20 protein-coding genes are annotated in these 19,232 nt (G+C 65.6%); 12 read left to right on the forward strand and 8 right to left on the reverse strand.

All coding sequences use genetic code 11. From position 1 onward, the window contains the following. Positions 1-26: 26 nt before the first annotated feature. Complete coding sequence (locus ACFVJ3_RS26565) at positions 27-1,127, forward strand: zinc-binding dehydrogenase (RefSeq protein ID WP_378454893.1); 1,101 nt, start codon at positions 27-29, stop codon at positions 1,125-1,127. Beyond that, positions 1,127-2,005, forward strand: a complete 879-nt coding sequence (locus ACFVJ3_RS26570; RefSeq protein ID WP_378454894.1) for an oxaloacetate decarboxylase — start codon at positions 1,127-1,129, stop codon at positions 2,003-2,005. The genes ACFVJ3_RS26565 and ACFVJ3_RS26570 overlap by 1 nt, the downstream gene beginning before the upstream one ends. A gap of 332 nt (positions 2,006-2,337) precedes the next feature. Here the strand turns inward: ACFVJ3_RS26570 and ACFVJ3_RS26575 are convergent, their stop codons facing one another. Then, positions 2,338-3,225, reverse strand: a complete 888-nt coding sequence (locus ACFVJ3_RS26575; protein WP_378454895.1) for a helix-turn-helix domain-containing protein — start codon at positions 3,223-3,225, stop codon at positions 2,338-2,340. Between the two features lie 239 nt (positions 3,226-3,464). Here ACFVJ3_RS26575 and ACFVJ3_RS26580 point away from each other — a divergent pair, with 239 nt between their 5' ends. The 5 genes from ACFVJ3_RS26580 (at position 3,465) to ACFVJ3_RS26600 (ending at position 7,496) form a co-directional block, all read left to right on the forward strand. Next, entirely contained in the window at positions 3,465-4,241 is a 777-nt protein-coding gene (locus ACFVJ3_RS26580; protein ID WP_378454896.1) for a carboxymuconolactone decarboxylase family protein, read from the forward strand. Continuing rightward, entirely contained in the window at positions 4,238-5,083 is an 846-nt protein-coding gene (locus ACFVJ3_RS26585; protein ID WP_378454897.1) for an SDR family oxidoreductase, read from the forward strand. The genes ACFVJ3_RS26580 and ACFVJ3_RS26585 overlap by 4 nt, the downstream gene beginning before the upstream one ends. A 101-nt stretch (positions 5,084-5,184) precedes the next feature. Next, positions 5,185-6,024: an SDR family oxidoreductase gene (locus ACFVJ3_RS26590; protein ID WP_378454898.1), complete on the forward strand. Its 840-nt coding sequence runs from the start codon at positions 5,185-5,187 to the stop codon at positions 6,022-6,024. 26 nt (positions 6,025-6,050) lie between these two features. Continuing rightward, the gene (locus ACFVJ3_RS26595; protein WP_061044987.1) at positions 6,051-6,464 is read left to right on the forward strand and encodes a cupin domain-containing protein; all 414 of its coding nucleotides are present in this window, start codon (positions 6,051-6,053) and stop codon (positions 6,462-6,464) included. Positions 6,465-6,503: 39 nt separating this feature from the next. Next, positions 6,504-7,496, forward strand: a complete 993-nt coding sequence (locus ACFVJ3_RS26600; RefSeq protein WP_378454899.1) for a zinc-binding alcohol dehydrogenase family protein — start codon at positions 6,504-6,506, stop codon at positions 7,494-7,496. Between the two features lie 59 nt (positions 7,497-7,555). On the opposite strand, the gene ACFVJ3_RS26605 is transcribed toward ACFVJ3_RS26600, so the two are convergent. The 3 genes from ACFVJ3_RS26605 to ACFVJ3_RS26615 all read right to left on the reverse strand — a co-directional run bounded on the left by ACFVJ3_RS26605 (position 7,556) and on the right by ACFVJ3_RS26615 (position 10,831). Then, entirely contained in the window at positions 7,556-9,061 is a 1,506-nt protein-coding gene (locus ACFVJ3_RS26605) for a sensor histidine kinase (RefSeq protein WP_378454900.1), read from the reverse strand. A gap of 50 nt (positions 9,062-9,111) precedes the next feature. Further along, on the reverse strand, positions 9,112-9,900 hold the full coding sequence (locus ACFVJ3_RS26610; RefSeq protein WP_378454901.1) for a response regulator transcription factor: 789 nt from the start codon (positions 9,898-9,900) through the stop codon (positions 9,112-9,114). A gap of 355 nt (positions 9,901-10,255) precedes the next feature. Then, a complete protein-coding gene (locus ACFVJ3_RS26615; RefSeq protein WP_378454902.1) occupies positions 10,256-10,831 on the reverse strand; it encodes a DUF998 domain-containing protein in 576 nt (191 codons plus the stop codon). 272 nt (positions 10,832-11,103) lie between these two features. On the opposite strand from ACFVJ3_RS26615, the gene ACFVJ3_RS26620 reads away from it, so the two are divergent. Then, positions 11,104-11,571, forward strand: coding sequence for a calcium-binding protein (locus ACFVJ3_RS26620; RefSeq protein ID WP_378454903.1), 468 nt, complete (start codon positions 11,104-11,106; stop codon positions 11,569-11,571). An 84-nt stretch (positions 11,572-11,655) separates the two neighbouring features. Here ACFVJ3_RS26620 and ACFVJ3_RS26625 read toward each other — a convergent pair whose 3' ends face one another. The 4 genes from ACFVJ3_RS26625 to ACFVJ3_RS26640 form a co-directional block, all read right to left on the reverse strand. After that, entirely contained in the window at positions 11,656-12,453 is a 798-nt protein-coding gene (locus ACFVJ3_RS26625) for an SDR family oxidoreductase (protein WP_378454904.1), read from the reverse strand. 222 nt (positions 12,454-12,675) lie between these two features. After that, positions 12,676-13,587 (reverse strand): FAD:protein FMN transferase, encoded by a 912-nt coding sequence (locus ACFVJ3_RS26630; RefSeq protein ID WP_378454905.1) that lies wholly within the window; start codon positions 13,585-13,587, stop codon positions 12,676-12,678. A 21-nt stretch (positions 13,588-13,608) separates the two neighbouring features. Then, the gene (locus ACFVJ3_RS26635; RefSeq protein WP_378454906.1) at positions 13,609-14,490 is read right to left on the reverse strand and encodes an aldo/keto reductase; all 882 of its coding nucleotides are present in this window, start codon (positions 14,488-14,490) and stop codon (positions 13,609-13,611) included. 118 nt (positions 14,491-14,608) lie between these two features. After that, positions 14,609-15,490 carry a helix-turn-helix transcriptional regulator gene (locus tag ACFVJ3_RS26640; protein ID WP_378454907.1) on the reverse strand — a complete coding sequence of 294 codons (882 nt, stop codon included), beginning with the start codon at positions 15,488-15,490 and terminating at the stop codon, positions 14,609-14,611. A 193-nt stretch (positions 15,491-15,683) separates the two neighbouring features. Here ACFVJ3_RS26640 and ACFVJ3_RS26645 point away from each other — a divergent pair, with 193 nt between their 5' ends. The 4 genes from ACFVJ3_RS26645 to ACFVJ3_RS26660 all read left to right on the forward strand — a co-directional run bounded on the left by ACFVJ3_RS26645 (position 15,684) and on the right by ACFVJ3_RS26660 (position 19,008). Then, a complete protein-coding gene (locus ACFVJ3_RS26645; RefSeq protein WP_378454908.1) occupies positions 15,684-16,529 on the forward strand; it encodes an oxidoreductase in 846 nt (281 codons plus the stop codon). Further along, on the forward strand, positions 16,526-17,347 hold the full coding sequence (locus ACFVJ3_RS26650; RefSeq protein WP_378454909.1) for an oxidoreductase: 822 nt from the start codon (positions 16,526-16,528) through the stop codon (positions 17,345-17,347). The genes ACFVJ3_RS26645 and ACFVJ3_RS26650 overlap by 4 nt, the downstream gene beginning before the upstream one ends. After that, positions 17,334-18,068: a flavodoxin gene (locus tag ACFVJ3_RS26655; protein WP_378454910.1), complete on the forward strand. Its 735-nt coding sequence runs from the start codon at positions 17,334-17,336 to the stop codon at positions 18,066-18,068. The genes ACFVJ3_RS26650 and ACFVJ3_RS26655 overlap by 14 nt, the downstream gene beginning before the upstream one ends. Positions 18,069-18,273: 205 nt before the next feature. Then, complete coding sequence (locus tag ACFVJ3_RS26660; RefSeq protein WP_378454911.1) at positions 18,274-19,008, forward strand: SDR family oxidoreductase; 735 nt, start codon at positions 18,274-18,276, stop codon at positions 19,006-19,008. Positions 19,009-19,232: the final 224 nt, after the last annotated feature.

The raw sequence follows: 19,232 nt of genomic DNA on the forward strand, positions 1-19,232 counted from the left end.
ACGTGAAGAAGGCGGTAATGCAGCAAATGCGTACTGGCAGAAGGGCCGTCCTGGTCGAGCCCAACAAACCGTTGGAGATCTGGGAGTCCCCAGTGGACCCGCCCTCCGGTGCCGACGTGCTGGTCGCGGTGGAAATGGCCGGAGTGTGTGGCACTGATTACCACTTCTACCTCGGTGAGGTGCCCATGCCCGGGCCGATGGTCCTCGGTCACGAAGGGATCGGCAGAGTGGTCGAGACCGGGCCCGAAGCAACAACCGACAGCGCCGGCAATCCCCTCGCGAAGGGCGACCGCGTCTACTGGGTTCCCCTGAAACCATGTCACCGGTGTCACGCATGCACGGTCTTGGAAGACACGTCCCTGTGCCCTAACCAGTCCCCCGGCCGGTTCCGTGATCCACGGCTCACGCCATTTGCGACGTACACCGACTTCGCGCTTCTTCCGGACGGGATGACCTTCTTCAAGGTTCCAGAGGACACCCCGTCCGAGGCGGTCATCGCCTTCGGTTGCGCGATGCCGACAGTGCTGCACGCCATGGAGCGCCTGGGCCAGATCCGCTTCGGGGACAGAGTGCTTGTCCAGGGCGCTGGGCCCGTCGGCCTGGCGGCGACTTTGGTCGCCAGCCTGTCCGGGGCCGGCGAGGTGGTTGTGATCGGAGCCCCGGCGTCGAGACTCGACATGGCAAAGCGCCTGGGGGCGACATCGACCATCGACCTCGACTTGCACGCCACCTCCGCAGATCGCATTGCAGCCGCGAGGGAGGTCATGGATGGGGGCGCCGACATCGTGATCGAGGCCGCGGGAAAGCTCGCGGCGTTCGGGGAGGGAACCCAACTGGTGGCACGTGGTGGCCGCTACCTCATCGTCGGCCTGTGGTCGGCTCCCGGGACCACGATGCTGGAACCTCGAAAGATCAACAACGACAACGTGCGAATCATCGGATCCGCGCTCTCGCGACCCAGGCACATCTTCAAGACGATCCAACTGGCACAGCGCTACCACGCGCAGTTGCCACTGACCGACGTCGTCTCGCATCGATTCGGGCTGGAGGACGCGCAGAGCGCAATTGAGGCTGTCGGACGTCATGAGCCGATCAAGGCGGTCATCCAGCCCGGTATGGAGGCATGATGGCTCGTCGGGCACTGCGCCAACTCCTCACGGGACCCGGCCCGTTGATTGTTCCGGGCGCCTACGATGCGCTGTCGGCCCTCCTGGTCCAGCAGTCCGGGTTCAAGGCTGCATTCATGTCCGGATACGCGGTCTCGGCGGCTCTGCTGGGTAAGCCCGACATCGGCCTGCTGACTGGCAGCGAAATGGTTGACAACGCACGACGTATGGCTGCCGCAGTCCAGATTCCTCTCATCGTCGACGGCGACACCGGCTACGGCAACGCGATCAATGTGATGCGGACCGTACAGACCTGCGAGCAGGCCGGAGTCTCCGCCATCCAGCTCGAAGACCAGGTGACCCCCAAGCGTTGTGGACACATGTCGGGAAAGCAGGTGATCGACTGCGCGGAAATGCTCGGCAAGATTCGGGCGGCCGTCGACGCCCGCGAAGATTCCGACCTCATGATCATCGGCAGGACGGATGCGGCATCCATCGAAGGAACCGACGCGGCGATCGCGCGAGCCCAGGCCTATGCCGATGCCGGGGCCGACATCCTCTTCGTCGAAGCGCCGGATGACGTCCGAGAGATCGAGAAGATCGCATCGAGCCTCGCACCGTTGGCGCCACTGGTCTTCAAGGTCCCGGAAGGGAGGCAATCGCCGCCACTGTCGTTCACCGACCTCGCCGATCTCGGCTTCTCGATTCTCCTCCTGCCCATCGGGACGCTTCTCGCTGCCACGGCAGCGATGCAGCGCTCACTTCGAGAACTGGCCGCCGACGGCGCCTCGGGCGAGGCCGAGATCCCGCCACCCACGTTCGACGGATTCAATGACCTGGTGGGCCTGCCTGCCATGCGGGAACTCGAGAACCGGTACGCCGATTCGCCTGAAGCGTAGACGCGCATGGACCGGTGACCATCACTACTACGGTCCTTTCCGAGCGTGCCTCATCTCCGCAACGGACGCTTTCCCGGTAACAGGGTTCGGTTGTCTGCCACCGTCATATCATCTGCGATCCCGTCGGTAGACGACACGATCAGGCCGCCGCAGCCCCCGAATTCCGCCGCGGCACATAATTGAGTCGCGCCTCTTCCCGGGAGCCAGGACGATGTCGGCGGTCGCGGTGTTTGTCCTCTACGCGGGAGACGCGTTTGGTGCCGGGGAATCGGGGAAGTCGGCCCCCTGAGCAAGGATCCACACAAGTGCGACCTGCGTTGGCGTCAGTCAGACTATTCCGCGCCGTGGTGGGTGGCGAGTTGGCCGGCTTCTTCGAGGGTCGCGGCCCAGGTAGCGAGGAGTTTGAGTCCGTCGGCGGCGGGACTGTCCTCGGGTGCGGTGTACACCAGGAGGATGAGGCCGGGATGCGCAGGGAACTCCATCGCCTCGAAGTTCAGCTCGAGCTTTCCGATGGCGGGATGGCGGATCTTCTTGTGCCCGGTTCGGTGGAACCGGACGTTGTGCGCCGCCCACCGGGCCCGGAAAACCTCACTGCAGGTGGATAGTTCGCCGATCAGCTCGATGAGGTGTCTGTCGTGGGGGTTGCGGCCGGCTTCGGAACGAAGCATGGCGGCGATATCGTCGGCGGCGCGGTCCCAGTCGACGTAGAAGTCGCGCGCGGCCGGGTCGAGGTAGACGAACCGGGCATTGTTCGCCGGTCGGCGCGGGTCGGCGAGCACGGGTGCGTAGAGGGCGCGGGCCAACCGGTTGGCGGCGAGCATGTCGTGGCGGGCGTTGCGTACCCAGGCGGGTGCATCGGTGATGGCGTCGAGGACCAGTTGAACGCCGGCGGTGACCCCCGCAGTCTTCGAGCGGCGCTGCCGGACGGGTCCGGGTTCGGCGGCCCGGGCGAGGTCGAACAGGTGTGTGCGCTCTGCGTCATCCAATTGCAGGGCGCGGGCGAGGCCTTCGAGGACGCTGTCGGAGGCGCCGGCGAGGTTGCCGCGTTCCATCCGCACGTAGTAGTCGATGCTGACGCCGGCGAGCAGGGCCACTTCCTCTCGGCGCAACCCAGGAACCCGCCGGGTACCGCCGTAGGCGGGCAGTCCTGCCTGTTCGGGGTTGATCCGCGCCCTCCGGGAGGTGAGGAACTCCCGGACCTGTGCTCGCTGGTCGTCCATGCGTACCACGGTATGCGGACCGGCACGGCCGAGGGAGGTACTGCGGTTACCTGGAAGAGCAGTGACTCCCGCGGGTGCCGGATCGCGCGTTTACTCGACTTGTGACCACCTCGCATGACCGACCGCCGGTCGCGGCACCGTCGCGGCGATCTTCGCGACGGCCCTGGTCGGCCACCCCTGCCGAACGCTGCGCTCCGGTGCGGCATCGAGTAACACGAATCCCTGGAAGAGAGTTGGACATGGCGATCACCGAAGCAGCAAGGCACAATCACGACGATCTGTTCCCGGGGCACGTCTCGACGTTGAAGGAGACTGATCCGGAGCTCATCGAGGTGTTCGACAACTTCGCGTTCGACGAGGTGCTGCAGGACGGCGACCTGAACACCCGTACACGTCTGATGGTGCAGCTCGCCTCGATGATCGCGAGCCAGGCACTTGCCGAGTACCGGGTCATCCTGGGCGCAGCCCTCACCGTCGGAGTGAGCCCTGCGGAGGCCAAGGAGGTCGTGTATCAGGCGGTCCCGTACGTCGGCATGGCGAGAGTCTTCGATTTTCTCCACGCGACGAACGACGTGCTCACCGAGCGTGGCATCAGCCTCCCCCTGGAAGGCCGGGCGACGACGACGGCCGAGGACCGGTTGGCGAAGGGCTTGGCCAAGCAGAAGGAGATCGTCGGCGCAGACGCCGTGGACGGGATGTACGACGCGGCAGCACCGGACGAGCTCCACATCCAGCGTTACCTGTCGGCGAACTGCTTCGGTGACTACGTCACACGCGGCGGCCTGGACACGCCAACCCGTGAGCTGCTCACGTTCGCGATGCTGGCCTCCCTCGGTGGTTGCGAACCCCAGGTCAAGGGACACACGATGGCGAATCTCCGCGTCGGGAACACCCGGGCCGACCTGCTCGCCGTCCTCACACACCTGCTGCCGTTCATCGGCTACCCGCGCACGCTCAACGCCCTGCGGGCGTTGAACGAGGCCGCACCCGCCGCCGACCACTCGTCGCAGTCATGACCGAACGCACCTGGCTGATCACCGGCGTCAGCAGTGGCTTCGGCCGCCACCTCACCGAGCAACTGCTCGAACGCGGCGACCGCGTGGTCGGCACCGTCCGCCGACCCGGGGCCGCCGACGAATTGACCAGCCGGAATCCGGACCTGTTCCGGGCCGAGGTACTCGACGTCCGTGACACCCCGGCCGTGCGCGCAGCCGTGACGCGAACCGTCGCGGACTTCGGTCGGATCGACGTGGCCGTGAGCAACGCCGGATACGGATTGTTCGGGGCCGCTGAGGAGCTCAGCGACGAACAGGTCGACGCCATGATCGCCACCAACCTCACCGGGTCCATCCAGGTCATCCGTGCCGTGCTTCCGCACATGCGGGCTGCCGGCGGAGGCCGGGTAATCCAGCTCTCGACGTACGGCGGACAGGTCGCGTTCCCCGGTAACTCGATGTACCACGCGACGAAGTGGGGAATCGAAGGCTTCGTGGAAGCGGTGGCGCAGGAGGTGGCGCCGTTCGGCATCGGCATGACCATCGTCGAGCCCGGTGGCGCCCGCACCGACTTCCGCTACCGGGGCGCCCAGATCGCGGAACCGATTCCGGAGTACGACGCGACACCCGCGCACAACTTCCAGAAAATGCTCGACCCCGCCGCCGGCCTGGCGCCCGGAGACCCGGCACGCATGGCCGCCCGCATCATCGAAAGCGTCGACGTCCAACCCGCACCACTGCGCCTCATGCTCGGCTCGCAGGCACTCGAGTCCACCCTCGCCGTACTCCGCAAACGCGTCGCCGACTTCGAAGCCCAAACCGAACTCGCCGCCTCCACCGATTTCCCACCGGAAACCGACTGACGTGGCCTTAGTCGAGTGCATCCACACGAACGGCGTGCCACCAAGGTGCTGCTGAAACAACTGACAGTCACCACGAACGAAGAATCGAGAGACATACACGTATGAGCAAGGTCATTCTGGTTACCGGCGCAGGCCGAGGGCTCGGCACCGACATCGCCCGCACTGCCCTCGCGGCGGGCCATCAGGTCATCGCCACCGGCCGCCGCCCCGAAAAAGTGCAGGAACTACTGCGTGAGAGCGACAACCTGCTGGCCGCCGCCCTGGACATCACCAACCCTGCCGATGCCGAAGCCGTGGTCGCCGCCGCGGTGGAGCGGTTCGGCCGGATCGACGTGCTGATCAACAACGCCGCCACCTTCCAAGCCGGCTACTTCGAGGAGATCTCCGACGCCGCGATGCGTGCGCAGGTGGAGACGAACCTGTTCGGCCCGATGAACGTCACCCGCTCCGTCCTACCCCAAATGCGCAAGCAGCGGTCGGGGCACATCATGACCGTCTCCTCGCTGGCCGGGATCATCGGCCAGGAGTTCTGCGTCGCCTACGCCACCACGAAGTTCGGGATCGAGGGCTGGATGGAGTCACTGAGCTTCGATCTGGAACCGTTCGGGATCACGACGACGATCGTCGAGCCCGGGTTCTTCCGCACCGAACTTCTCGAAGAGGCGTCCACCGCCTGGGCGGACCAGTCGATCGACGACTATGCCGAGCGCACCACCCAGACAAAGGCCGCCTGGCAATCGATGAACGGGCAGCAGTCCGGCGACCCCGTCAAGCTCGCCCAGGCACTGATCAAGGTCGCAGAGCTGGATGAGCCGCCGCTGCGGTTCGTCGCCGGCTCCGACGCGATCCCCGCCGTCATCGACAAGGGACGTCAGATCAGCGCGCAGGCCGAGGCCTCCCGCGAACTCGGCTTCGACCTCGACCTCGACCTCGACAACTGACACATCACCGATTGAGGAGACAACTCATGGAATTCATCGATCCCGTCCCGACTGGCAAGGGGCCGGCCGAGTGGTTCACCGGCGATGTCTGGTTCGACGTCATCTACGCCGGGAAGGAACCCTCGCGGGCGCGTACGAACATGGTCCGTTTCTCGCCCGGCGCCCGCACGTTCTGGCATCACCACGTCCTCGGGCAGACCCTGCACGTCGTGAGCGGGACCGCGCTCGTCGGCACCCGCGACGGTGTCGTCTTCGCAGCCCAGCCCGGGGAAACCGTCACCTGCCCCGCCGGTGAAGAGCACTGGCACGGCGCCACCGACGACCGGTTCATGGAACACCTGGCCATTTGGGAAGGCGACGGGTCGAGCACGCCGGAGACGACCTGGCTCGAGGAAGTCACCGACGAGCAGTACCACGCACCGCGCACCCGCCGCTCCTGAAAACCGTGCCCGACTCTTTTCCCGGAGGAGAGAACCCACATGACTGATACGATGCGCGCCCTCGTCGGCGGGATCGGCCCGGAATGGGTCCTCGAGGAGGTCCCCGTCCCGCAGCCCGGGCCCGGTGAGGTCCTGATCCGGAACCGGGCCGCGGCGACGAACAACGCCGACATCCCGATGCTCGCCGAGGCCGATCCCACCCACGGTGGTCACGGCAAGGAGTTCATCGCCGGGTTCGAGTACGCCGGCGAGGTGGCCGCACTCGGCGAGGGTGTGGATACCTGGCAGGTCGGTGACGCGGTGATGGGGTCGATCCCGTCGGCCTTCGCCGAGTACGTGGTCGCCGACCACCGGTTCGTCCTGCCCCGCCCCGCCGGGCTCGACCCGGAGATCGCCTGCGCGCTGCCGACCGGCCTGCTGACCGAGCACGGTGCGCTCACCACCGCCGGGTTCACGGCCGGGCAGAGCGTGCTGATCACCGGCGCGTCGACCGCGATCGGTCTCATCGGCGCGCAGATAGTCAGGGCATTGGGTGCCTCACACGTGATCGGCACGACCCGCAGCAGCGCCAAGCGGGACCTTCTCACCGGTGCTGGGGTCGAGACCGTGATCGTGACCGGCGAGCAGGACCTCACCGCCGCGACCCTGACGGCGACCGATGGCAAGGGCGTCGACGTCGTCCTCGACCACATCGCCGGCCAGACGTTCGCCGACTGCCTGGCCGCGACGAAGGAGGACGGTCACGTGGTCAACATCGGCCGCCTCGACGGAGCCGAGTCGACGATCAACCTCGACCACCTGTCCTACCGCCACCTCACCGTCCACGGCGTGTCCTTCGGCTTCACCCGCGACTGGGAGATGGCCGGCATCATCGCAGGGCTCCTGCCCGAGGTCATCCCCGCCGTCGCACGTGGTGAGATCCGACCCGTGATCGACCGGACCGTGGACATCACCGACTTCCAGCAGGCAGCCGGGCGGCTCCGCTCCGGTGAGGCGGTCGGCAAGATCGTCCTCACCCTCGCCTCGGAGTGAGGGCGCCTGTCGGGGTGGTGACACTCCCGTTCCTGTGGACCCTGTAGGGATCCAACACACTAGTTGCGCGTGACGGCGGAAGTCCGGAGGCGCTGATGAGTGACGGTGGCAGCGCCGGAGGGTTCGATCGCGGGTATCCGAACGCGGAACGTCGTCCCGGCCTGAGTCGACTCGACACTCGCCTGACCGTGATGCGCGTCGACGATCGAGGAGACGATTGCCAGCCCGAGGCCGGTGCTGTCGGTCTCGCGGGACCGGGCCTTGTCGCCCCGAACGAAACGCTGAAACAGGGTCTTCAGCAGGTCCGGCGCGATTCCGGGGCCGTTGTCGGTGATCGTCAATTCGGCCGTCACCACATCGCGGTCGTCGGTTGTGGTTGTCAACGTTGCGACCACGGCGGTACCCGGCGGAGTATGTACCCGCGCATTCGACAGGAGGTTCGCGACGAGCTGATGGAGACGCTCGTTGTCGCCCTTCACCATGACCGCGGACTCGGGCACAACCGCCGCCCAGCGGTGCAGAGGCGCCGAGACCCGAGCATCGTTCACCGCATTGACCAGCAGGTCGGCGAGATCGACGCAGGTCGTGTGCAGATCCTGGCCCTCGTCCAGACGGGCGAGTAACAAGAGATCGGCGACAAGCGCGCCCATCCGCTTGGCTTCCGATTCGATCCGGGCAAGTGCGTACTCGGTCATCTCGGGGAGCTGGTCGCTGTCCTGTCGAGTCAACTCGGCGTAGCCCTGGATGGCGGCCAGCGGCGTCCGCAATTCGTGGCTCGCATCCGTGACGAACTGCTTCATCCTCCGATCCGCCGCCACGCGGACCGCCAGTGCGTCGTCGACGTGACTGAGCAGGTGGTTCAGCGCTTCCCCGACCTTGCCCACTTCGGTCCGAGGATCCGTGTCGGGGTCCGCGACCCGCACCGTGAGGGCCGCCTCACCGGTGCCGAGCGGAAGATCGGTGACCTTCTTCGCCGTGGTAACCACGCGACTCAACGGTCGGAAGGCAACCCGAACTACGAGCACCGTACAGATCACCGTCGCGACGAGTGCCGCAAGGGCGAGAATCGACAACACCACGGTTTCGCGGACCACAGCCTCGTTTGCCGCTGTCAACGATATTCCGGCGACGAGAGTCAAATCTTCATCGTGTGCAAGGCTTTCCATCCGCATATCGCCGAGGCCCGCCACGTCGAAGTCCTGCCGGCGATTGTCTGCCCACTCCCTGTTCTCGATCTGGGCAATTGCCTCGGAACTGAGCGGGACCGGCTCGGCGTCCGAGAACACCGCAGAATCGGTGACTACCCCGTCGTCCAGGAGCACGATCACGGTGCCCGGCGCCTGCCCGCCGAACTCGGTCAACGGCTTCACGTAGTTCGGGTCGACGCCGGGAGCGGTGACCGGGCTTCCGTCACGATACTTGTCGACCGAGTGACTGAATACGGACATCGATCCGGTCAATTGCTTGTCGACGACAGTGGTGACCGACGCACGCAACGTCACCACACCGACCACTCCGACGACGAGCAGAACAACCGCGATCACCGTCGTCAGTGCTGCAACCAATTTCCGTTGCAAACTCCACGGTCCCCGAGCGAGGAAACGGCCCGATAATGTCATTCTGCGGGCCTGAGAATGTATCCGATGCCACGAACGGTGTGAATCATCGGCTCCCGACCCGCGTCGATCTTTCGCCGCAGGTACGACACGTACAGGTCGACGATGCTCGCCTTGCCGGCGAAGTCGTAGTTCCATACGCGGTCGAGAATCTGCGCCCGGCTGAGCGCGAGTCTGGGATTGTGCATGAAGTAGCGGAGCAGTTCGAACTCGGTGGCGGTCAACGCAATACTGTCGCCGCCCCGTTTCACCTCGTAGCTGCCCTCGTCCAGCGAAAGATCGCCCACGGTCAGTACCGCATCGTTCTCCGAGATCGAATCGGCCGCCCGCCGTAGCAGACCCCTCAGTCGTGCAACAAGTTCTTCCAGGCTGAAGGGCTTGGTCATGTAGTCGTCGCCGCCGGCGGTCAGTCCGATCACCCGGTCGTCGACCGAATCCCGCGCAGTGAGGAAGAGGACCGGCACTCCCCCGCCCGAGCCCCGTATGTGCTGGAGCACACTCAGCCCGTCGATGTCGGGCAGCATGATGTCCAGAACCACCACGTCGAATTGCTGCTCACGAAATTTCTGCAGAGCGGTCGAACCGTCGTGCGCCACCTCGACGGCCCAACCCTCGTACCCGAGGGCGAGGCCCACCAGGTCGGTCAGAGTCGGTTCGTCGTCGACGAGTAGCACGCGAATCGTCGACCCGTCCGCTCGATACATCCGGGGCAGTTGCGCCAGAACGGCGCGGCGACGTCCCGAATCGGCGGCATGAAAATCCGGACGAGTTGATGACACTGCGACCATTATTCCTGATCGACTCTCGTGATCAAAGGATGCACGGGCACTTCATAGAAACCTCACATCTTTTCACACAGAACACACCGACAGGTTCTTTATCGTCATGCGTCATGCGTGGTGTGACAAACCTCTTCGGGTGCGGGACAAGGTGTGGACTGACGGGTACTACTCGGGCTGCCGGGACGGCCTGCCTATCGAACGGACAGTGATCGGTGCATGGACTCACGCAACGACATAGACGACGAAACTCACGAGTTCGAACCGCTGATCACCCGGAAGGGGGCGATCATCTTCGCGATTGTCTTCCTAATCCTGGTTGTCACAACCTATCTGGACGCAGCACCCACGTAACTTCTGTACTTCACTTCCTCGTCAGGACCCAGGTGCCGATCACGGCCAATGTCGCCACTTCACTCACTGCCAGGAGGCGCTCGGAATGACCGAAGGTCACGACCTCCCACCACGCAACACCGGTCACCGCAGCGACGACAAACGCGTAGAGGAGTGGCGAAAAACTTGCGATCGCCAGCCAGGCGAAGAGCCGAGTCCGTCGGGCGTGCACACCATGGGTTCGATGCCGAAGCCACGGCCTGGCGAGGAGGACGGCCGCGATCGGAAGACTGACGAATGCAATTCCGCTCGCGGTGAGGTGAATGCTGCCACTGATACTCGGGGGTTGAGACCAGTCCTGTTTGGGAAAGATTGCGATGGCGAGGAGCCCGAGAACCCACAGTGTCAGGGCGACGGTAGCGCCGGATCTCCACCTCGTGAGCTGTTGGTCTACAACTGCTATGAGTAGCGCAACGGAGCCCGCAGCAAGGAAGAGAATGGCTAGGGTAAAGATCCAACGGCCGCTGCCGACACCGTATGCGCTGATGGCTGATTCGAGTCGGCTTCGCATCGCTACTACTGCATACAGGTCGAGCAGGAGAAACATTGCAGAGGAGGCTGCAATCGCACAGAGCGCTCCCAAGGCGACCCGAGTTGTCGGTTCCACGAGGGTGGGCCGCAGGGCAGTTGGTCTTGTCACAGGTCGATCCGTCCGATTGGGAGTCTGGAGCCGATGTTGGTTTGCGCTGTCAGCCGCATGGCACGTGAGGATAATGCCGAATTCGATGTGTCCCCTTTGAAAAGATAAGTGTTTCCTATGTGCTAGGGGTGTACCGCCAGTTCCTCCCGAAAGAGACTGGCGCCTTCTACGTTTGAAGAATGAGAACCGACACCTTGACACGCGCCGCGCTCGCGACCGTTGTCTCCGCCGTGGCTCTCGTGCCACTGGCAGGATGCTCCGGTCTCGGCACCGGCCCGTCCCCTTCGGAATCTGTTCCTGCCACTGAGTCGACCCGGCCGCCGGAGAGCAGCACAGGGTCGGCGACCTACGAGGACGGGACCTACAACGCGATCGGTGAGTACGGCGGCGGACCCTCCTACCTGAACGTCACCGTCACCATCAGCGACGAGGTCATTGCCGATGTCACGGTCGGGACAATGGCGGAAAACGAGACGTCCCTCGGATATCAGGAACGGTTCGCGGCCGCCGTCCCCGATGAGGTAATTGGGAAGAGCCTCGATGAGGCCGAGGTCGGGAGGCTGGCGGGCGCGAGCACCTGCCCAGATGGCTTCAACGACGCCATCGAGCAGATCCGCGAGCAAGCGCGCTCGACCGACGGCAACTGACTTGGGCTCCACGCGTTCACGGGCTCTCCGGGGTTCGTCGTGTGCAAGTCGGCTCACCCGGGGTGAACGCGTCGCTCTCCGCTTTCAGAACCGTCCCCGTACCGCGTCGAGGTCGCTCACCACACGGGCCGGTTCGCCGGCGATCGGCAGATTGTCTCGATCCAGGACGGCGTCGAACGACTGCACGGGATCGGTCTTCAACGCGGCGAACAGCGGCGTCAGATCGGATTGAGCCCCGCCCTTCTCTGCCACCAGTTCCAGGGTCTTGTGCTCGGCTGCGTCCGAGCTCAAGCTGCCGATGAGGACTTCCGCGATCTGCCGGCGTGCGATCACACCGTCCGACGGATCGCTCGCCCACCTGGTGTCGCCCTGCATCATCACGAGGCGGTGCTGATCCGGCTCGTTGTAGTCGAACCAGCCGGGACGGACAATCGTATAGGGCAGCCCGCTGGCCCTGACAAGGCGTTCACCGCGCCGCTTCCAGTCGTGGCCGGGCGTGGGCTTGGTGACGCCGATCGTCGTCATCAACGCGATCCGGGCGGGCTTCTTCAGCGCGTTCAGCACGTTGCGGACGGCGCCGTAGTTGACCCGTTCCGCTTCGTCGGCACCGCCATAGGTGCCGTGGGTGAATACCACCCCGGTCACCTCTTCGAGTGCCTCGGTGAGTGAGTCCGGCTGAGTGAAGTCGCCGACGACGACACGGGTGCCCTCAGGGAACAAGGAAGACTGATTGCGGTCGCGAACGAGCGCCCTGGTCTCGAACCCCTCGCGCAAGGCTTCGTCGACCGCCAGTCGGCCGATACTTCCTGGTGCGCCGACGATGAGCACCGGGTTCGGGGACGGACGCGCGTCGCCCGGTCTTTTGTGAGGTTGCTGGTTCATATATTCAACGCGACGGTCGGCTCGAGCATGGAGGGAGGAACTGCTGATACACCCATCCGCGGTTCCTCCTTCCGGAACCGAACATCCCTCGGAATTCGAAGGTTTCGGCGAGGCGATCTTCCCGGACCGCAACCGATCACCGATGACATGACCGTTCGGACACCGGCCGCCGGCGGTCGTCGGCAGCGACGAGGGGACGACTGCGTGCGATCGGAGCGTCCGTCAGATGAAGAGATCCCCGTCGAAGTTATCGGACCACTGGACTCTTCCATCAGCCAGCATGCGCACCCAGCTGAACTCGAACGACCTGAGGCTCGCTGCTTCGCTCACGAACAGGGCGGTCGCCAGCCCGTCCGCGGTGGCGGCGTCGGCGGCGAGCACCCAGGTCGTTACGACGTCCGCGACCGGGCGCCGGGTTCGGCCGTCGAGCACGTGGTGCAGTCCAGCGCCCCACGTTCGTCGGGTCGTCGCCGACGCGCACAGCGAACCGTCTCGGAGGTTCACCGTGCCGATCACTCGGCCGGGAGCACGGGGGTGTTCCAGTCCCACCCTGACGGCCTCGGCTCCGCGATGCCGCAGGTCGCCGCTGGCGTCGACGAAGAACCGGTCGATTCCCTCCTCGGTCAGCGTCTGGCTGACGAGGTCGACCAGGTACCCCTTTCCGGCTGCGCCGACGTCGATCACGGTCGGACGATCCGAGGCGATTGTGGTTCCGTCACGGTGGATGTCGGAGAGCCAGCGGTCGCGACGGCGGTTCACGAGCGCGGCAGCGTCGGGGACGAGAGAATACCGGGCGTCGTAGCCGAGCAGTTCGAGGTCCCTTCCGATGAGCGGGTCGACCGCCCCGTCGGTTGCGGCGACGAGGCGGTCGTAGAGTTCGAACAGGGCGAGGTCCCGGGCGGGGAACTCGAAACGTCCCCCGCCCTCGGCGCGCGCGATCCGCGTGACCAGTGAATCCGCACGGAACCGGGACCAGACGTGATCGAAGTCCTCGGTGACGGAGCAGATTCTGCACCGTACCTTCTCGGGGAGTGGCTGTTCGGTGTCGATCTCCCAATCGGCACCGATCACCTGGAACCGGAATGTGGCCTCGAGGTTCACCGGTTGGCCGTCCGTTCGCGCGTGGGCGCTCATCGGGTCACCGCGAGCTGCGGTTCAGGCTTCCGGGATGTCGCGGGCGAACAGCTCGGGGGTGACGGTCACGGGATCGGGTCCGCCGCGGACACCGGTATCGAGTGCGTCGATCGCGCCGAGCTGGTCGGTGGTGAGCTCGAAGTCGAACACGTCGAAGTTGGCGGCGATGCGCTCGGGGTTGACGGACTTCGGGATTGCCGAGCGTCCCTCCTGCAGGTGCCAGCGCAACATGGCCTGGGCGGGCGTCCTGCCGTGGGCGGCGGCAATCTCGCCGATCACCGGATCGTTGAAGGTCGAGCGCGCGCCGTCGCCACGGTAGCTGGTGATGCCACCCATTGGCGACCACGCCTGAGTCAGAATCCCGTGCTCCCTGTCGGCGGCCTGCACGTCCGGCTGGGTGAAGTACGGGTGCGCCTCCACCTGGTTCACCGCGGGCACGACATCGGTCTGCTCAAGCAGTTTCGCGAGGACGTCGGGCATGAAGTTGCTGATCCCGATCGCCCGGACGCGACCGTCGGACAGCAACTTCTCCAGCGCCTTGTAGGCCTCGATGGTCTTGTCGAACTGCGTGGGCACGGGCTGATGCAGCAGGAGCAGGTCGATCTGGTCGACGCCGAGCTTGCCTGCGCTCTTGTCGAAGGCGTGCAGGGTCTGGTCGTAGCCGTAGTCGCTGATCCAGATCTTCGTCTCGACGAACACCTCGGAACGGTCGAGCCCGGACCGGCGGATGCCCTCGCCGACCTCGCGCTCGTTGAAATAGGAGGCGGCCGTATCGATCAGCCGGTAGCCGACGCTCAGCGCTTCGGCCACGGATGCGGCGGTCGTCTCGGGCGGGGTCTGGAAGACGCCGAAACCCAGGGCGGGCATCTCGACGCCATTGTTCAAAGTCACGTTCATACTCATATTCCTTGACGTTAGACACTCGATGTCAGATGAGGGAGTAACTGGCAGTACACCCTTCGCGGTTGGGTTGCCGGACTCGGCGGTGTGACTCTCCGCCCCACAGGTGGGGCGGGCCCGATCAGAATGAGCGATGCGCGCGGGCGTCACTGGTTGCCTGGCCGGTGGCGGCGAGGCTGCCGAGGAGCTTGAGGCGTTCCTCGGTGGGGCTGCCGGGCTCGGCGGTATAGGCGAACATGAACCATTCCGGATTCGCCGGCAGATCCATTGCTTCGTAGGAGAATTCGAGGTCGCCGACGGCGGGGTGGTGGATGCGTTTGATCCCACCGCGATGATGACGGACGTTGTGTGCGGCCCACCGGTGCCGGAAGGTGTCGCTACGGGTGACGAGCTCCCCGATCAGATCGGTGAGCGGCTTGTCGAGCGGATTCTGACCGGCGTAGGTGCGCAGGGTCGCGACGATGTTATCGGCGTTCTGTTCCCAGTCCGGGAAGAAGATCTGCGCGGCGGGATTGAGGAACGTGAACCGGGCCGTATTCCCTCGGTTCGCCGGATCATCGAGCAAGGGCGCGTAGAGTGCCCGCCCCAGTGGATTGGCGGCGATGAAGTCCATACGCCGGTCCCGCACCCACATCGGCGCGCCGGTCACGGCGTCCAGGAACCGCTGCAACGTGGGCGTCACGGTCTGCTCGGCGGGTCGTTTGCGTCGCCGCGGCGGTGGTGGTCCGGCGGCTCGGGCCAGGTCGGCCAGGTGGTCGCACTCGGCGTCGTCGAACTGGAGAGCTCTGGCGATGCTGTCGAGTATTTCGGGGGAGACGCCGGTGAGGTCGCCGCGTTCCATCCGCGCGTAGTACTCGACGCTGACCCCGGCGAGCATGGCGACCTCTTCGCGGCGCAGCCCGGGCACGCGGCGGCGTCCTCCGCCGATGATGCCCGCCTGGTCCGGGGTGATCCGGTCCCTGCGGGTCCGGAGGAACTCGGCCACTTCTGCTCGATGATCCATATCTTCAACGCTAACGTCAGCGATGCTGCGGTGGGAGGAACTGCCAGTACACGGATAAGACGTGACTCCCACGCGCGCGGACGGTGCGATGAAATGGGCATATGGCTTCTGCTTCCGCGCCCCCGGACAGCTCCTTGCCCGCCGGCCCGGCGCGAGCGCCGGACGCACTACGCACGACGAAGGAGACACGAACATGACCACCTGGTTCATCACGGGAGCTTCGAGCGGCCTGGGAGACGCGCTTGCACGGGCCGTCCTCGAGCACGGCGACAACGCGGTGATCACCGCCCGCAACGCCGACCACGTTCAGGACCTCGTCGCCGCGCACCCGAACAGTGCGCTGGCGGTGCCGTTGGACGTCACCGACCACGAACAGGTAGTCGCCGCGGTCCGCGCCGCGAACGACCGGTTCGGGGGCATCGATGTGCTGGTGAACAACGCCGGGCACGGGTACCGGGCCGCAGTCGAGGAAGCAGCTGTGGACGAGGTGGACGAGCTGTTCGCCACAAATTTCTTCGGCCCCGTCGATCTGATCAAGCAGGTGCTGCCGCAGATGCGTTCCCGCCGGTCGGGCACCATCGTGAACGTCTCCTCGATCGGCGCGCCCCGATCGAACCCCGCCTCCGGCTACTACACCGCGACGAAGGCAGCGTTGGAGGGCATGTCCGACGCATTGAACCGTGAGGTCGCGCCGCTCGGGATCCGGGTGATGGTGCTCGAGCCGGGCGCGTTCCGGACCGACTTCTCCGGTCGCTCCCTGAACCAGTCCAGCACCGTGATCGACGACTACGCCGACACCGCCGGAAAGCGCCGCAAGGAGAACGACCACACCCACGGCACCCAGCAGGGTGACCCCGATCGCGCGGCGCAGGTCATCATCGACACGGTCGGAGGCAAGGACGCCCCCTTCCGCCTGCTGCTCGGGACCGACGCCATTCAGATCGTCCGCGAGGAGCTCCAGGGACGAATCGACGAGATCGACGAGTGGGCGCACGTCAGTGCCATCACCGACTTCGCCATCGAGAAGGACGACGAATGACGACGTGGTTGATCACCGGAGCATCAAGCGGACTCGGCCGTGCGCTCGCCGAGCGCGTTCTCGCTGCCGGGCATCAGGTCGTCGCAACCGCGAGGAACACGGACGCCCTCGACGACCTCCGGGCGGCTTATCCCGAAACCGCGTTGATCACGTCTCTGGACGTCACCGACCCGACATCCATCGATGCCGCCGTAGCGAGGGTCGAGGAGCGCTGGACCGGTATCGACGTGCTGGTGAACAACGCCGGCTACGGGTACACCGCTGCGGTCGAAGAAGGCGAGGACGAGGCTGTGGCTCGCCTGTTCGCGACGAACTTCTTCGGTCCCGTTGCGCTGATCAAGGCGGCCCTACCCGGTATGCGCGGCCGCGGGAACGGCCTGATCATCAACATTTCATCTGTGGGCGCGCGCATCGCCATCCCGGGCGGTGGCTACTATTCCGCCGCGAAGGCGGCCCTCGAGGGACTGTCCGGGTCGCTCCGCAAGGAGGTCGAGCCGTTGGGGCTGCGCGTGATGGTCGTCGAACCCGGATCGTTCCGCACCGACTTTCGCGGACGCTCCGCCGACCGGTCCAGCGTCCAGATCGAGGCGTACGACCAGGTACTCGGACGGACAGGTGACTCGGCGCTCAGTCCGCAGCGTGGCGCACCGGAGAAAGCGGCGGCCGCGATTCTGCAGGCCGCCGAGGACGCCGAGCCACCGAAGTTGCTCGTTCTCGGTAGCGACGCGCTCGGCGGTTTTCGTGCAGCCGCCGACGACGCCGCCCGCGACGTCGATCGGTTCGAGCAACTCAGCCGCAGCACCGATGCAGCATCGTGAGCGCCGCCGCCGGCCCGCACCCGACGGCATCATGATCGAATCCATCAGCCGCAGAACACTCCTGACCGCGGGGCTTACCGGGATCACGGCCATCGCCGCGGTCCTCACCGGCTGCACCACCGGGCAGCGCCCGCAAGAGAGTCCGGCCACCGGAGAGCGAACCCCGAGGACACCCGATCCCGAGAGAACCACCGTCCCCGGCACGCGAGTGTTACTCGTCTACTTCTCCCGTGCCGGCGAGAACTACTATTACAGGGGCCGTCGGGACCTGGCGGTCGGCAACACCGAAGTCTTCGCTGGGATGATCTCCGACCGGATCGACTGTGTCACCTACGAAATCGAAGCCGCCGACCCCTATCCCGATGCGTACGACCCGACGGTCGAGCGCAACCGCCGAGAGCAACAAGACGACGCCCGACCCGCGATCGCGAACCCGCTTCCGGACGTCGGCGGCTACGACATCGTGCTCCTGGGCAGCCCCGTGTGGAACATGCGCACCCCGATGATCATGTCCACCTTGATCGAAGGCCTCGACCTCGCAGGGAAGACGATCCTGCCGTTCGTCACCTACGCCGTCAGCGGCATGAGCGGTATCGACGACGACTACCGCGATGCCCTTCCCGACAGCGAGGTCCGTGACGGGCTGGCCATTCAGGGCGAGACCGTCGCAGAAGCAGCCCCGGAGCTCGACAAGTGGCTCAGCGCCAACAACCTCGTATGAGAAAGCAGCACGGACAACGCGCCCGCTCGTGTACGTCACGCCCGACCGACGGCGGTAAAGAGTAATACCAGTACACGGATAGCCGGTTACTCCCGCATTCGGCGTCACCATGGTGTGCTGGAAAGGCAGCAGGGCGAGCATCCCACCGTATGTCGGGTCGCTGCCACTGCGAGACCCCCCGACCAATCAGAAGGAAACCAATCACATGACTGACTCCCAGAACCTTCCCCGTGTTGCGGTTATCACCGGCGCATCGTCCGGGATCGGCGCAGCCACCGCTCGCGCCCTCCATGCCGACGGGTACCGCGTCGCGCTGTTGGCGCGCCGCCTCGGCCGCATCGAGGCTCTCGCCGCCGAGCTCGGTGACGGTGCGATCGCGATCCAAGCCGACGTGACCGACCGCGACGCACTCGTGGCCGCAGCCCAGCGGGTGCAGGACGAGCTCGGCGGGGCCGACGTGCTGGTCAACAACGCCGGAACCATGCTCCTGGGCCCGTTCTCCTCCGAACAGCGCGCCGACTACCGCAACATGATCGAGGTCAACCTGCTCGGCGCGATCACCGCCACCGAGGTCTTCCTCGACCAGCTCAAGGATGGCGGCGGCGACCTCATCAACATCTCCTCCGTCGCCGGACGCACGGCCAGGGCAACCAACGGGGTCTACGCCGCCACCAAGTGGGGCGTCAACGGATGGTCCGAATCCCTCCGCCAGGAACTGCTACCGGACGTCCGGGTCACGCTGATCGAACCGGGTGTCGTCGACACCGAGCTGCCCACCCACATCACCCACGAGGCCACCAGGCAGGCCGTACAACAGGGCTACGACGTCGCCACGGTCAAGCCCGAGGAGATCGCCGAGGTCATCGCCTTCACCCTCGCCCGCCCCCGTCACCTGGCGATCAACGAGATCCTGCTCCGCCCCGCCGGCCAACTCGGCTGACGGCGATCCAGTCCACCCGCACCACATCGGGTGGACCGGTTCAGTATTTCCGCCGGGATTTCTTCCCAGTGGCAGCGCGGTACTGCTGATCGGGTCGATGGTCGGCACCGGCGAGTTGAGCCTCGGGCCAGCTACGGCCGAGTGAGCCGACGGGCACTTCATAGGAAGCTCACATCTTTTCACACAGAACGCATCGACAGTTTCTCTATCGTCATGCGGAATGC

Origin of the sequence: Rhodococcus sp. NPDC127593, assembly GCF_042671975.1 — a bacterium.
Lineage (GTDB): Bacteria > Actinomycetota > Actinomycetes > Mycobacteriales > Mycobacteriaceae > Rhodococcus_F.